General features: G+C 72.6%; 13 protein-coding genes. 4 read left to right on the forward strand and 9 right to left on the reverse strand.

The window, feature by feature from the left end; genetic code table 11:
- Positions 1-45: 45 nt before the first annotated feature.
- The 3 genes from cofD to SKED_RS19040 all read left to right on the forward strand — a co-directional run bounded on the left by cofD (position 46) and on the right by SKED_RS19040 (position 2,973).
- Entirely contained in the window at positions 46-1,104 is a 1,059-nt protein-coding gene (gene cofD / locus SKED_RS11800) for a 2-phospho-L-lactate transferase (protein WP_012867388.1), read from the forward strand.
- Positions 1,105-1,243: 139 nt separating this feature from the next.
- Positions 1,244-1,885, forward strand: coding sequence for a SatD family protein (locus SKED_RS11805; protein ID WP_012867389.1), 642 nt, complete (start codon positions 1,244-1,246; stop codon positions 1,883-1,885).
- A 182-nt stretch (positions 1,886-2,067) separates the two neighbouring features.
- Entirely contained in the window at positions 2,068-2,973 is a 906-nt protein-coding gene (locus SKED_RS19040) for a hypothetical protein (protein WP_012867390.1), read from the forward strand.
- Between the two features lie 210 nt (positions 2,974-3,183).
- On the opposite strand, the gene SKED_RS11815 is transcribed toward SKED_RS19040, so the two are convergent.
- Entirely contained in the window at positions 3,184-3,606 is a 423-nt protein-coding gene (locus tag SKED_RS11815) for a MerR family transcriptional regulator (protein ID WP_012867391.1), read from the reverse strand.
- Positions 3,607-3,736: 130 nt separating this feature from the next.
- Here SKED_RS11815 and SKED_RS11820 point away from each other — a divergent pair, with 130 nt between their 5' ends.
- The gene (locus SKED_RS11820; protein ID WP_012867392.1) at positions 3,737-5,080 is read left to right on the forward strand and encodes an MFS transporter; all 1,344 of its coding nucleotides are present in this window, start codon (positions 3,737-3,739) and stop codon (positions 5,078-5,080) included.
- Between the two features lie 22 nt (positions 5,081-5,102).
- Here the strand turns inward: SKED_RS11820 and cofC are convergent, their stop codons facing one another.
- The 8 genes from cofC to SKED_RS11860 form a co-directional block, all read right to left on the reverse strand.
- On the reverse strand, positions 5,103-5,957 hold the full coding sequence (gene cofC / locus SKED_RS11825) for a 2-phospho-L-lactate guanylyltransferase (RefSeq protein WP_012867393.1): 855 nt from the start codon (positions 5,955-5,957) through the stop codon (positions 5,103-5,105).
- Positions 5,954-6,823: a coenzyme F420-0:L-glutamate ligase gene (locus SKED_RS11830; RefSeq protein WP_012867394.1), complete on the reverse strand. Its 870-nt coding sequence runs from the start codon at positions 6,821-6,823 to the stop codon at positions 5,954-5,956. The genes cofC and SKED_RS11830 overlap by 4 nt, the downstream gene beginning before the upstream one ends.
- Positions 6,820-7,818, reverse strand: coding sequence for a TIGR03557 family F420-dependent LLM class oxidoreductase (locus SKED_RS11835; protein ID WP_012867395.1), 999 nt, complete (start codon positions 7,816-7,818; stop codon positions 6,820-6,822). Before SKED_RS11835 ends, SKED_RS11830 begins: the two co-directional genes overlap by 4 nt.
- Positions 7,819-7,827: 9 nt before the next feature.
- Positions 7,828-8,628 (reverse strand): SDR family oxidoreductase, encoded by an 801-nt coding sequence (locus SKED_RS11840; RefSeq protein ID WP_012867396.1) that lies wholly within the window; start codon positions 8,626-8,628, stop codon positions 7,828-7,830.
- 134 nt (positions 8,629-8,762) lie between these two features.
- Positions 8,763-10,124, reverse strand: a complete 1,362-nt coding sequence (locus SKED_RS11845; protein WP_012867397.1) for an aspartate aminotransferase family protein — start codon at positions 10,122-10,124, stop codon at positions 8,763-8,765.
- Positions 10,125-10,279: 155 nt separating this feature from the next.
- On the reverse strand, positions 10,280-11,428 hold the full coding sequence (locus SKED_RS11850; protein WP_012867398.1) for an ABC transporter substrate-binding protein: 1,149 nt from the start codon (positions 11,426-11,428) through the stop codon (positions 10,280-10,282).
- Between the two features lie 206 nt (positions 11,429-11,634).
- Complete coding sequence (locus tag SKED_RS11855) at positions 11,635-12,513, reverse strand: ABC transporter permease (protein WP_012867399.1); 879 nt, start codon at positions 12,511-12,513, stop codon at positions 11,635-11,637.
- Positions 12,510-13,502, reverse strand: coding sequence for an ABC transporter ATP-binding protein (locus tag SKED_RS11860; RefSeq protein ID WP_012867400.1), 993 nt, complete (start codon positions 13,500-13,502; stop codon positions 12,510-12,512). Before SKED_RS11860 ends, SKED_RS11855 begins: the two co-directional genes overlap by 4 nt.
- Positions 13,503-13,520: the final 18 nt, after the last annotated feature.

Here is a 13,520-nt window from a genome sequence, read left to right on the forward strand (position 1 = left end):
GTCCTCGTCCCGGCGAGCGGCCCAGCGTTGGATAGTCTCCACCCCATGAAGATCACTCTCCTCGCCGGCGGCGTCGGTGGCGCCCGCTTCACCCGTGGCCTGCTGCACCTTCTCGCCGAGCGCTACCCCGACGGTGAGGGCGGGACGACGGCCGAGGTCACGGTGGTCGCCAACACCGGCGACGACATGTGGCTGCACGGCGTGCGGGTCTGCCCAGACCTCGACACCGTGATGTACACCCTCGGCGGTGCGATCCACGAGGGCCAGGGCTGGGGACGCCAGGACGAGTCGAGCCGCGTCTCGGCCGACCTCGCTGCGTACGACCTCGGCTGGGAGTGGTTCACGCTCGGCGACCTCGACCTCGCGACCCACCTGGCCCGGACCGAGCTGCTCCGCGCCGGCAGGACCCTGACCGAGGCGACCGCGCACCTGTGCCGCCGCTGGCAGCCCGGGGTGACGCTGCTGCCGATGAGCGACCAGCCGGTCGAGACGCACGTCGTCGTGGGCGACGGCACGGACGACGACCCCGAGCGGCTCATCCACTTCGAGGAGTGGTGGGTGCGCCACCGCGCAGGCATCCCGGCGCGACGCTTCGAGCAGGTCGGCCTCGACGCGGCGTCAGCGACCCCTGAGGTCCTCGAGGCGATCATGACCGCCGACCTCGTGCTCCTCCCCCCGTCGAACCCTGTCGTGTCGGTCGGCACGATCCTCGCCGTGCCGCGCGTCCGCGAGGCGCTGCACGCCACCCCGGCACCGGTGGTCGGGATCTCGCCGATCGTCGGCGGGGCTGCGGTCCGCGGGATGGCCGACGCGTGCCTCCAGACGATCGGGGTCGAGACGAGTGCCGCCGCGGTCGGGCTGCACTACGGGGCGAGGGAAGACCTCGAGGACGACGACCTCGCGCGTGGAGCAGGCCAGGGCTCGGGCGAGGGCGCCCCGCTGGGCATCCTCGACGGGTGGCTCGTCGACTCGGGCGACGTCGACGCCGTCGCAGCGCTCGAGTCCGCAGGGATCCGTGCACGCGCGGTGCCGTTGCTGATGACCGACGACGCCGCGACGGCGGAGATCGCCGCTGCAGCGCTCGGGCTCGTCGGGATGGGCTGAGCGGACATCGAGCTCGTCGGGATGGGCTGAGCGGACCCCGAGCTCGTCGGGATGGGCTGAACGGACATCGGGGCTATCCGTCCCTCAAGACCATCCGTCGGGGCTTATATCGAGAGGATATTAGCGATAGCCTGATCTCATGACGACGCAGACCGGCCTGATCGCCGACATCGTGAAGTCCCGCGACCTCACCGACAGGTCCGCAGCACAGGCGGCGATCTTCGACGCCTTCGCGCAGGCCGAGACGCTGGACGCCCCGGTCAGCCCCGTGTGGTCGACGGTCGGTGACGAGTTCCAGCTGGTGCTCCCCACCGTCGGGGCCGCGGTCCGGACGACCGCGGTCGTCCGGCTCGCACTGCCCGACGGCGTCGACCTCAGGTTCGGGCTCGGCCTGGGCGAGACCTGGGACGTGGACTCCCGGGGCGCCTCCCCGATCCAGGACGGCCCCGGCTGGTGGGCCGCCCGACGCGCGATCGACGAGGCCCACCGTCGCCAGGACACCGGGAGCCCGTACCTGAGGTCGTGGTTCGTCGACGGCACCGAGCCTCCCGCGCCTACGGTCGAGCGCATGGTCGACGCGCACCTGCTCCTGCGAGACATGACCGTCTCGGCGATGAACCCCCGCCAACGGAGGATCGCCCTGGGGACGCTGATGGGCCGGACCCAGGCAGAGCTCGCGGCGGCGGAGGGCATCACCCAGAGCGCGGTGTCCCAGAACCTCGCCCGGTCCGGGGCCGGGGCGCTCGTCGCCAGCATCGACCTCCTCCGGGACCTCTCGTGATCGTCAGCGTGGCACTGCTCATGATCGGGGTCGCCGACATCGTCCGGACCGCACTGGTCCGGACTGCACCTGTACGGAGTGCAGCCGTACGGAGTGCAGCCGCTCGACCAGCAGACGCGCCTGGCCGTCGACCTGCCGTCGCCTCGGCCGCGGCCGCGGTGTCAGCGGTCGTCCTGGCAGTCGTGGCGAGCGCCGCTCTCGGCCTCGCAGTCGCGTGGTCTCTCGCCTGCCTCGCGACGACGCTCGCATGGGTCGCCCTCGTCCCCGTGGGACGACCCGCAGGGACAGGCCAGGACGGTACACGCGACGCACCTCCTCTGTGGCCGGCTCTCGCCCTCCTCGCGCTGCTGGTGACGACCGTGGCCTTCGACCGCACGTCGGTCGCCCTCCCTGCCGGCCTGGACGACGTCCTCGGAGAGTCGCCGCGCGCGCTCCTGCACGGCACCTCGGCGGAGACGGTGCTGGCAGTCCTGGCGGTCGTCGTGGTCATGACCCAGACCGCCAACCTCGTCGTCCGTGCCGCGCTCGGCCGCGACAGGACAGGGCTCGGACGGCCGGGGGTCAGCACGTCATCGTCGTCGACAGCCGCGGAGACCCCGGCCAGCCCTGCCCGGTGGTCTGTCCGCATAGGCGGTCGGACGATCGGGGCGGTCCAGCGAGACCCCTCCGCGACCTCTCCGACGTCCGCGACCAGGCCGGTCGACGTGCCCGCAGAGCGGACATCTGGTTCCAGGGATTCCAGGCACGCCGAACAATCTGAGTACCCCGAGCACCCCGAGCCGGCTGACAGCCCAGCCCCTGGCATACCGGCAACCGGTGCGCGCGCCGAGATCGCGCCCACGTCCGCGATGCGCGGCGGCCGTCACATCGGGCCCATCGAGAGGATCCTCGTCCTCGCGGCCGTCCTGGCGGGTGCGTACCCCGTGGTCGCCGGGCTCCTGGCGGCGAAGGGCATCGTGCGGTTCCCGGAGATCGCCGAGGACAGCGCGACCGGCAGCAAGGCCGAGGAGTTCCTCGTCGGCAGCATGACCAGCTGGATGATCGCCGCCGCGGGAGCCGCGTACGTCGCGCTCGTCGCCGCCGGCTGACCGGTCGCCGAAGCGCACCGTCGGATGCGACCTGACCCGTCCGACATCAGCCCTGGGCTGATCATCGCCTGATATCAGCCAGGGACTTCTCCGAGCAGCCCGTGGTCCGAGGCGACGTGGGTCGAGAGCAGATGGCCTGGGGCGTGGCCGGCTGCGCCCGACACTCCGCGACCCGACGATCTGCCGTGCGACGCTCTACGACCCGACCGTCTACGACCCGACCATCTGCCGTGCGGCGCTCTGCGGTGCTGAGCACTCCACCGGGATCTCCGCCGCGCCCGCGGTCACCGCGTCGAGGTACCGCGAGATCGCGTCGCGGTTCTTGACCAGGCACTCGATCCGGCTGTCCATCCGGGCCCGCTCCTCTTCGAGGAGGGCGACGGTCGCGGGCGCCACGTCGTCGACGATGATGCTGTCAGGCCGGTTGAGGCACGGCAGGATCAGGTGGATGAGGCGTGTCGACATCCCGGCGGCCAGCAGGCCCCTGATGTGCTCGACCCGCGCCACGAGCCGCTCGTCGTAGTCGCGGTACCCGTTCGGCTCACGCGTCGGCGAGACGAGGCCCTGCTCCTCGTAGTACCGCAGCAGGCGCGGTGTGGTCCCGGTCCTGCGGGCGAGCTCACCGATACGCACGGAGCACCCCGCTACCGGGCAGAGACGGCCGCTGGCCGAGCATGCTGGTCATGGCGTGCACAACGTCACAGCCAGCGGAGATAGTCCCGGCTTGACCCTCACACCAGTGACAGGGTCCGACGATCTCTCCATGACCACGCGCACCGCTGATCCTTCACCGCACCCAGACCGTCCGCACCGCCCAGCCCTCTCACCGCACGCAGACTGCTCCCCCACCCCAGACCGCTCCCCCGACCCCAGCGGCTCCCTCAGCCCGGACCCGGCCGACGAACCGCCGGTCCAGGACAGCGCCGCCGACGACGTCCCGGTCGACTCGCCAGCGCGCGTCCCCGTCCGTCTCCCCCTCGGCTCCCTCCTCGCCCTCGCGGTCACCAGCTTCGTCACCCTGCTCAGCGAGACCCTGCCCGCGGGGCTCCTGCTCCAGATGAGCGCCGACCTCGGGGTGAGCACGTCGACCGCCGGGCAGACCGTCACGGTCTTCGCGATCGGCTGCCTCGTCGGCGCCATCCCGCTCACCCGCCTCGCGGCCACGCTGCCCCGGCGCGCCGTGGTCGTCGGCATGCTCGTCGGGTTCGTCGTCGTCAACACCGCGACCGCCCTCGCACCGTCGCTCCCCGTCCTGCTCGCCATGCGCTTCCTCGCCGGTCTCGGCGCGGGGATGACCTGGGCTCTCGTGCCCAGCTACGCACGCCGGCTCGCACCGCCGCACCTCGCCGGGCGCGCGATCGCGATCACCGCGCTCGGCAGCACGCTCGCCCTCGCCGTCGGCGTCCCCGCCGGGACCGCCCTCGGCCAGCTGGTCGGCTGGCGGTGGACCTTCGGTGTCCTCTCGGTGGTCGCGCTCGGCCTGGTCGCCTGGGTCCGTCTCGGGGTCGTCGACCTGCCCGGGACGCCCCGCGCCGCGGGCGGCCGGCTCTCGGACGCGCTGCGCGTCCCCGGGGTGCGGTCGGTCATCGCCGCGGCTGCCGCCGTCATCGTCGCCCACAACCTCCTCTACACCTACGTCGCGCCCTACGTGGTCGACGTCGGACTCGGTGGGGCCCTGGGCACCGTGCTGCTCGCCTTCGGCCTCGGGTCGATCGGCGGGGCTGTCCTCGTCGGGGCGTACGGGGACTCCCACCTGCGCCGGCTCTCCGTGGTCAGCACCGTTGCGCTCGTCGTCACCCTCGTGGTCCTCGGGACGGTACGCGAGCCAGCCCTCGTGATCGCGGCCGCCGTCGTGTGGGGCGCCGTCTTCGGGAGCATCGCGCCGCTGCTCCAGACCGCCTCGGCACGCGCGGCAGGACCCGCCGCCGACACCGCGCAGTCCCTGCTCGTCACGGTCTGGAACCTCGCCATCGCCGCCGGGGGCGCGCTCGGCGGCATCGGCATCGCCGTCAGCGGCGCAGCGACCCTGCCCCTCGCCAGCGTGCCGCTCGCGGTCGTCGCGGCCACCGTGGTGGTCGTCGGTCGACGGCACGCGTTCCCGCGCTGAGCCCAGAAGCCAGCACGGGGGCTCAGGCTGCGGAGGAGCCTTCCCCGAGCCTCGCCCACCGGTCCAGGACCTCCGTGGTGCGAGGTCCTGGACCGAGGGCCGCGACCGCGGCGAGGTCCCTCGCCAGGTCGACGTCCTGGCGCAGCCCTGAGACCGCTGGCACGTCGGCCACGTCGAGCACCACGTGACCCCGGGCCGCGTGCTCGGCCGCCGACCCGGGCCCGAAGGCCGGGTACAGCTCGACGCCGGACCGCGCCGTGAGCAACGTGGTGCCCGACCCGTCGGCGTCGGTCACGACCGCGCGGTGGTGCGCGGAGGCTGCCTCGAGGGCAGCGCCCAGGTCTCCCGGGCGCAGGGCCGGCAGGTCGCCGAGCAGCACGGCGACCGACACAGCCGCCAGGCCGCCGCCGGAGCGCGCGCTGGCGACCCCGGCGCGGATCGCGGCGTTGAGACCCGCCGCGGGCGACGGCTCGGGGACGACGTCGAGGTGCGCGCGCAAGCAGGGATGCTGGGCGCTGGTGGATGCACGGTTCTCGGCACTGGGATCTGCACGGCGCTCGGCGTCGGTGCCTGCAGGCTCGTCGGCGCTCAGGTCCGCCACGACGTCCGGGTCGTCGGTCACCACGACGACGCGGTCGACCGTGGGCGTCGCACGCGCCGCGGCGACCGTGTCGACGACCATCGCGCGGACCAGCTCCACGCGCTGCGTCGGGCTGAGGTCACCGGCCAGGCGGGTCTTCGCCTGCGACGTCACCTTGACCGGGACGACGACGGTCCAGGTCACCGCCGGCTGGTCGGCGCTCACCACCGCAGGCTGCTCGGCGCTCACCACCGCCTGCTGCTCGGCGCTCACCACCGCCTGCTGCTCGGCGCTCATGACGCCGGGCTCTGCGTCCCGTGCGGCGCGGCGCCCGGACGCTCGCTCCCGGGCTCCGCACCCACGGCGTCCTTCCACCCCTGCTCGTAGGCCTCGGCGCTCCCCTGGGCGAACATGTCGGTGTCGCCGAGGCGGACGAGCGCCCGGGCGCCGGGTCCGTCCTCGTCGAGGGTGAGGTGCGCCAGACCGCGGACGACCGCGACGGGCCGCCCGCTCGTCTTGCCCTTGACGAGCTCGGCGGCGGCGGCGATCTCGTCGGCGACAGCCGCGACGGTGACCGTCAGCGGTCGTCCCTGGGCGTCGGTCTGGCCGCGCAGGTCGTCCATCACCTGCACGCCCGCAGCACCGATCGCGATGTCGGTCTGGCCAGCGCGCCACGGGCGCCCGGCCGTGTCGGTCACGACGATGCCCACCTGGACACCCAGCCGCTCCGCGAGTCCGCTGCGGAGCGCGCGCGCCGAGGCGTCAGGGTCGATGGGCAGCAGCAGGACCGTGCCGTCCGGGGTGTTGCTCGCGTCGACGCCCGCCGCGGCCATGACGAGGCCGAGGCGGTTCTCCACGATGCGGGTGACACCGCCGGGGTGGACGCGCGAGGCGACCACCCGGACGGTCTCGTCGGTGATGGCCTGCTCGCGGTCGTCCGCCGAGACGACGCGCCCCTCGGCCTTCGAGACGATCTTGCTCGTCACGACGACCACGTCGCCGTCCTCGAGCGGGCGGTCGCCCAGAGCACCGGCCACGAGGCCGACGAGGTCGTCACCCGGGACGACCTCGCCGATGCCGTCGAGGGCCCAGACGCGCAGCTCTGGCGCGGAGACGGAAGAGGGAGAAGGCACAGCCGTGCCCCCGGTCGTGCTTCCGGTCATCGGACGAGCTTGGGCAGCACGTCGCGGCCGAACACGTCGATCCACTCGCGCTGGTTGCGTCCCACGTTGTGCAGGTAGATGCGGTCGAAGCCGAGGTCCACGTACTTCTGGATGTTCGCGCGGTGCACGTCAGGGTCGGAGGAGATCACCATGCGGCCCTCGAAGTCCTCCGGGCGCACCAGCTTCGCGATCTGCTCGAACTCGAAGGGCGAGCGGATGTCGGCCTTCGGGAACTTCATGCCACCGTTCGGCCACTCGGTCATGGCGTTCGCGAGGGCCTCCTCGTCGGTCTCTGCCCACGACAGGTGGATCTGCAGGACCTTGGGCATACCCTCGGGGTCGCGGCCGACCTCCCGGGCGCCGTCGTCGAACTTGCCGAAGAGCATCGAGATCTTCTCGAGCGGAGCACCGACGGTGATGAGGCCGTCGGCGTGCTTGCCGGCCCGCTTCGCCGTGACAGGCCCGGCGGTCGCCACGAGGATCTCGGGGGCGACCTCGGGCATCGTCCACAGACGGGTCGACTCGAGCTTGTAGAACGGCCCCGAGTGCTTGACGTCCTTGCCGGCGAGCGACGCCGCGAAGAGCTTCTTGATGACGTCGATCGCCTCGAACATGCGGTTGATGCGCTCGGGCGCCTCGGGCCAGTACTGCCCGATGATGTGCTCGTTGAGCGCCTCGCCGGAGCCCAGGCCGAGCCAGTGGCGTCCCGGGAACATCGCGGCGAGCGTCGCGGACGCCTGCGCCACCATCGCCGGGTGCCAGCGGAACGTCGGGGCGGTCACGCCGGGGCCGATGTCCCCGCGGGTCCGCTCACCCAGGGACGACAGCACGTTCCACACGAAGGCGCTCTGCCCCTGCTGAGGCACCCACGGCTGGAAGTGGTCCGCGGCCATCACACCGGAGAAACCGTGCTGCTCCGCGTACTCGGAGTAGCTGATGATGTCCGTCGGGTGAAACTGCTCGAGCATGGCGGCATAGCCAATGGTCAGGTCCATGAGTCCACCCTATCCCTGAGCACCGGACGGCACCCGGTGCGTCTTCGTGTAGGCCGCCTGGGCGCGCGGCCGCAGGATGAGGGTGTCGACGTTCACGTGCGGCGGCTGCGCGAGGGACCACCGCACCGCCTCCGCGACGTCGCCCGCGAGCAGCGGCCCGGGCACCCCGTCGTACACGGCGGCGGCCTTGGCCGAGTCCCCGCCGAAGCGCGTCAGCGAGAACTCCTCGGTGTGCACCATGCCCGGCGCGATCTCCACGACGCGCACCGGCTCGCCCACGAGCTCGAGGCGCAGCGTGCGTGTCGCGACCCGCTCGGCGAACTTCGCGGCGACGTACCCGCCGCCTCCCTCGTAGGGCTCGTGCGCGGCCGTCGACGTGATGACGACGATGTCGCCCTCCGCCTCCCGCAACGCCGGGAGGAACGCGTTGACCACCCGGAAGGTGCCGATGACGTTGAGCTCGTACATCCGGCGCCAGAGGTCCAGGTCGGCCGCACCGACGGGGTCGGCGCCGAGCGCGCCGCCCGCGTTGTTGACGACCGCGTCGACCGGGCCGGCGGCCGTGACCTCGGAGACCAGACGCGCGACGTCGTCGTCCGAGGTGATGTCGGCGACGACGTAGGTCGCGCCGGTACGCTCCGCGACCTCCTCCAGGCGGTCCTCGCGGCGGGCGACGGCGACGACGTCGTGGCCCTCCGCGCGGAGCAGCTCGACGGTCGCGGCGCCGATGCCCGACGAGGCACCGGTCACGACGATGCGGCGTGGGGTCGGAGGGGTGGGCTGGGACGGGCTGACGGGCTGGTCAGGCATGGGGTTGCTCCTGGATGTGGGGTGAGAGGCAGACGGTCGGTGCCGGACCGGTGCGGCAGGCCGCAGGGGTCCGGTCTCGCTGAGACGGGTGGCGGGACGGGTCTGGGTGCTGGCGGTGCAGACGAGCGTCTCGGTCAGAGTCCCGCCTCGACCTCGGTGAGCACCTCGTCGTACACCGCGAGCGCTCGCGCGACCTCGGCGGGTGTGACGACGCACGGCGGCACCACGTGCAGGCGGTTGTCGGCGACGAAGGGCAGCAGCCCGCGGTCGAGGCAGCCCTTCTTCACGGCACCGACGACGGCCGGGGCGACGGGCTGGCGCGTCGCCGGGTCGGCGACGAGCTCGAGCGCCCAGAAGACACCGCTCCCCCGGACCTCACCGATCATCGGGTGCGCGTCCGCGAGCGCCCGCAGGCCCGGGCCGATGTGCTCGGAGCCGACGGTGCGGGCGTTCTCGACGATGCCCTCGTCGGCCATCGCCTCGAGGGTCCCGACGATCGCGGCCATGGCGAGGGGGTGACCGGAGTAGGTGAGGCCGCCGGGGAACACCCGGTCGTCGAAGGTCGCGGCGACGAGGGCGTCGATGATCACCCCGCCAGCGGGGACGTACCCGGAGTTGACCCCCTTGGCGAACGTGACGAGGTCGGGGCGGACGGCGTGGTCGTCGAAGGCGAACCAGTGCCCCGTCCGGCCGAAGCCGGCCATGACCTCGTCGAGGATCAGCAGGATGCCGTGCCTGTCGGCGATCTCGCGCACCCCGGCGAGGTAGCCGGGCGGTGGGGTGAGGACCCCTGCGGTGCCCGGCACCGTCTCGAGGAGGATCGCGGCGATCGACGACGGCCCCTCGCACTCCACGACGCGGGCCAGGTGCTCGAGAGCGCGGGCGCACTCCTCCTCGGGGGTCGAGGCCCAGAAGTCGGAGCGGAACAGGTACGGGGTGAAGAAGTGCACGTGCCCGTGCGCGAGCTCGTTGGGGATGCGTCGCCAGTCGCCCGTGGCGACCACGGCCGAGCCGGTGTTGCCGTGGTACGAGCGGTACGCCGAGAGGACCTTGGAGCGCCCGGTGTGCAGGCGGGCCATGCGCATCGCGTTCTCGTTGGCGTCGGCACCGCCGTTGGTGAAGAACACCTTGTCCAGCCCGTCCGGGGCGCGCTCGGTGATGAGCCGTGCGGCGCGGCCGCGCGTGAGGTTGGCGTGGCCGGGGGCGACGGTCGTCAGCAGGTGCGCCTGCTCCGCGATGGCCTCGACGACCCGGGGGTGCTGGTGCCCGATGTTGACGTTGACGAGCTGCGACGAGAAGTCGAGGTACCGGCGTCCCGTGTCGTCCCACACCTCGCACCCGAGCCCGCCCTCGATGGTCATGGGCTGCAGGGACCCCTGCGCGGACCACGAGTGGAAGACGTGGGCACGGTCGAGCTCGAGGGCTGTGCTGGGAGACGAGATACCGGTCTGACGAGCCGAGCCCTGTGACGGGGCGGCCGGGGAGGGCGGGGGCATGGGGCTCCTCGTGGGTGGGTGGAGGGGAGTGCGTGAGCGGCAGGTGTGCGGGAGGACGCAGCAGATGAGACGTAGCAGGAGGGGGCGGGGCGATCCCGGCAGGTGACCGCCCCGCCCCCCCTCTTCCGGTGCCCGGTGGTTCTGGGGCTCCGTGCTCAGTTGCCGCCCTCGGCGAGGGTGACGTCGATCGGCGCGTAGTCGGCGCCGACCACGTCGACGCCTTCCTCGGTGAGCGCGTCGATGGCCTGCTGGACGTACTCGGAGGTGTAGGCCGACTCGGGCGGTGCCTCGGTGATGATGCTCGAGCCGGTCTCGTTCTGCGTCGACATGGCGAGCTCGACGGTCTTGTCCCACGCGGCGGGGTCGACGAGGCCGATGCCACCGGTGGTGCTGGGCCAGATGAGCTTGTTGACCTCGTTGGCCATCCACAGCTGGTGGCTCGTCCCGAGGGTGGACCCGGCGGCCGTCACGATGTCGGCGGCCTCCTGGGGGTTGTCGCGGGCGTAGGCCCACCCCTTGAGGGTCGCGGTGAGGAACTTGACGGTGGTCTCCTCGTACGCCGGGTCGGACTCGAGCCGCTCGGTGTCAGCCCAGACGGCGTCCTGGAGCATGGCGACGCCCTCGTCGTTCCAGTCGATGACGGAGAAGTCGTCGGCCGTGTAGAGCTCGCCGGTGTCCGGGTTCACGGTCTCGAGGAGCTGCGCGTACTCGTTGTAGGTCATGGCCTGCGCGGCGTCGATGTCGCCGTTGAGCAGCCCGAGCATGTCGAAGGCCTGGGTGACGAGCGTGTAGTCGGTGACGCCCGCCTCCCCCAGCCCGGCGAACAGCTCCCACTCGTTGCCGTAGCCCCAGGAGCCGACGTTCTTCCCGGCGAGGTCCTCGACGGAGTCGATGCCCGCGTCGGCGAAGGAGACCTGGAGGGTCGCCGAGCGCTCGAAGACCTGCGCGACGTTGGTGATACTCGCGCCCTGCTCGATCGAGCCGAGCACCTTGGGCACCCAGGCGACCGCGTAGTCGACCTCCCCCTGGGCGAGGGCGTCCTGCGGGACGATGTCGCCGCCCGACGGGATGATCTCCACGTCGAGCCCCTGCTCCTCGTAGTACCCCTGGTCGAGCGCGGCGTAGTAGCCGGAGAACTGCGCCTGGGTGAGCCACTGCAGCTGCAGCTTGACGGGCGTCAGGCCCTCGCCTTCCCCTGCGGTGGACGTGTCGGCGTCCGCGTCCGAGCTCGAGCAGCCGGTGAGCACGAGCCCTGCGGCGACCGTCGCGGCTGCGACGGTCCTCCACGGTGTGGTTGTCCTCATGTCTTCTCCCTGTGTCGGTCGGCCTTGGAGGTCGACGCGTGGGTGCACTGGTCCTTCTAGAGCGAGGCGAGCCGGCGGCTCGTCTCGCGACCGCCTGGCAGCCGTTGGCAGGTGGACAGCGTGGTGGGTGGGTGAGGCGTTGTGGTGGGTGGGTGAGGCGTGGTGGTGGGTGGGACGTCGTGGTGGTTGGACGGCGCGAGTGCTCGCTACCGTGCCTTCCGTCGTGTCGCGAGGTGCTCGGCGAGCGCCGTCACGGTGAAGAACACGAGGCCGACGACGATCCCGCCGAGCACGTACGCCCAGGCACGGGCGTAGTTGGAGCCCGACGCGGCCGTCGTGATGAAGGACCCGATGCCGGAGCGCGGCCCGCCGAAGTACTCGGCCACGATCGCCGAGATCACCGCCAGCGACGAGGCGATGCGCAGCCCGGTGAAGACGAAGGGCACGGCCGTCGGGACGGTGACGGTAAGTGCCACCTGGCGCGGCGACGCCGCGAGCGCCCGCATGAGGTCGCGGTGCACCGGGGTCACCTGCCGCAGGCCGCGGAGGGTGTTGACGTAGACGGGCACGAAGACGGCGAGGCCGGCGACGATCACGCGCGCCTGCTCGGAGGCCGCCCCGTACATGGAGTACAGGACCGGGGCCAGGGCGACGACCGGGACCACCGACAGCGCGGTGACGACGGGCTCGCCCAGCCGGTCCACCACCTGCGCGGAGGACGCGACGACCGCGAGCAGGACGCCGAGCAGCGCACCGACGACCAGGCCGACGAGCGCGTTGCGGCCGGTGACCAGTGCCGCCGAGGTGATCGGCCCGGCGAGGTCGCGGAGCTCGGAGAAGATGGCCGAGGGGCCCGGGAGCACGAAGGCCGGGACGTCGCCGAGGGTGACCGCGGCCTGCCAGGCGGCGAGCAGCGCGGCGAGCAGGACGACGGGCGGGGCGACGCTCGCCAGGACGGCGCCGGTGGACCGGGCGACGGCACGTCCGGAGGCGGTGCGCCTGGCTGGGCTCACGGGCGGGACCGTGTCACCGGACCGAGCGGTCGACACGGGCTGGGACGTGCTCTCGAGATGGTCGGTGGTCATCGCTGGTCCACCCCCGCGGGTGCCCTCGTCGCGGAGCCACCGGCTGCCGCGAGGTCGCCGTGCAGCGCGGTCCGGACCCGGGCGACCGCGTCGACGAAGGCGTCCGCGGTGCGCAGGTCGTCGCCGACGGCGTCCTCGGCCGCTGTGCTCACGGCGGTCGCGGGGGCGATGCCGGCACGGTCGAGGCCGACGTCGACGATCTCCCGGATCCGGCCGGGTCGCGGTGACATGACGACCACCGTGTCCGAGAGGAAGACCGCCTCGGGGATCGAGTGGGTGACGAACACGACGGCGGCGCGGGTCTCCGCGCAGATCCGCAAGAGCTGCGTCTGCAGGTGCTCGCGGGTCATCTCGTCGAGCGCACCGAAGGGCTCGTCCATGAGCAGCAGGCTCGGCTCCTCGGCCAGCGACCGGGCGATCGCGACGCGCTGCTGCATGCCGCCCGACAGCTGGTCGGGGAAACGGTCTGCGAAGTCGGCGAGGCCGACCAGGTCGAGCAGGTGGTCGACGCGCTCGCGACGGGCCCCACGTCCGGTGCCGGAGAGCGTGAGCGGGAGCTCGACGTTGGCCCGGACCGTCCGCCACGGGAGCAGGCCCGCCTGCTGGAAGGCGATGCCGTACTCCCGGGACAGCCGCGCCTGGCGGGCCGGACGACCGAAGACCTCCACGGTGCCCGACGTCGGCTGGTCGAGGTCGGCCACGAGACGCAGCAGCGTCGACTTGCCGCAGCCCGACGGGCCGATGAGCGACACGAACTCCCCCGGCGCGACCGTGAGGCTCACGTCGTCGAGGGCGACGACCTGGCTGGTCCCCCGGCCGAAGACCCGGGAGACCGAGTCGACGCGGACGGCTGAGGCGGTGCTGGTGGTGGTGCTGCTGCTGCTGCTGCTGCTCGCAGACGGTGCGGTGCCAGCAGGCAGCGCGGAGTCGGCAGGGAGCGAGGTGTCGGCAGGCGCGACGCTCGTGGGGCGTGCCTCGGGCTGGGTCATCAGAGCGCTCCTCGGGTC

This window comes from Sanguibacter keddieii DSM 10542, from assembly GCF_000024925.1.
Taxonomy (GTDB): Bacteria; Actinomycetota; Actinomycetes; order Actinomycetales; family Cellulomonadaceae; genus Sanguibacter; species Sanguibacter keddieii.

Excerpts from the sequence above, each read along its gene's own strand:
- cofD (WP_012867388.1), top strand. The coding sequence starts at position 46 with ATGAAGATCACTCTCCTCGCCGGCGGCGTCGGTGGCGCCCGCTTCACC.
- SKED_RS11805 (WP_012867389.1), top strand. The coding sequence starts at position 1,244 with ATGACGACGCAGACCGGCCTGATCGCCGACATCGTGAAGTCCCGCGAC.
- SKED_RS11820 (WP_012867392.1), top strand. The coding sequence starts at position 3,737 with ATGACCACGCGCACCGCTGATCCTTCACCGCACCCAGACCGTCCGCAC.
- cofC (WP_012867393.1), bottom strand. The coding sequence starts at position 5,957 with ATGAGCGCCGAGCAGCAGGCGGTGGTGAGCGCCGAGCAGCAGGCGGTG.
- SKED_RS11830 (WP_012867394.1), bottom strand. The coding sequence starts at position 6,823 with ATGACCGGAAGCACGACCGGGGGCACGGCTGTGCCTTCTCCCTCTTCC.
- SKED_RS11835 (WP_012867395.1), bottom strand. The coding sequence starts at position 7,818 with ATGGACCTGACCATTGGCTATGCCGCCATGCTCGAGCAGTTTCACCCG.
- SKED_RS11840 (WP_012867396.1), bottom strand. The coding sequence starts at position 8,628 with ATGCCTGACCAGCCCGTCAGCCCGTCCCAGCCCACCCCTCCGACCCCA.
- SKED_RS11845 (WP_012867397.1), bottom strand. The coding sequence starts at position 10,124 with ATGCCCCCGCCCTCCCCGGCCGCCCCGTCACAGGGCTCGGCTCGTCAG.
- SKED_RS11850 (WP_012867398.1), bottom strand. The coding sequence starts at position 11,428 with ATGAGGACAACCACACCGTGGAGGACCGTCGCAGCCGCGACGGTCGCC.
- SKED_RS11855 (WP_012867399.1), bottom strand. The coding sequence starts at position 12,513 with ATGACCACCGACCATCTCGAGAGCACGTCCCAGCCCGTGTCGACCGCT.
- SKED_RS11860 (WP_012867400.1), bottom strand. The coding sequence starts at position 13,502 with ATGACCCAGCCCGAGGCACGCCCCACGAGCGTCGCGCCTGCCGACACC.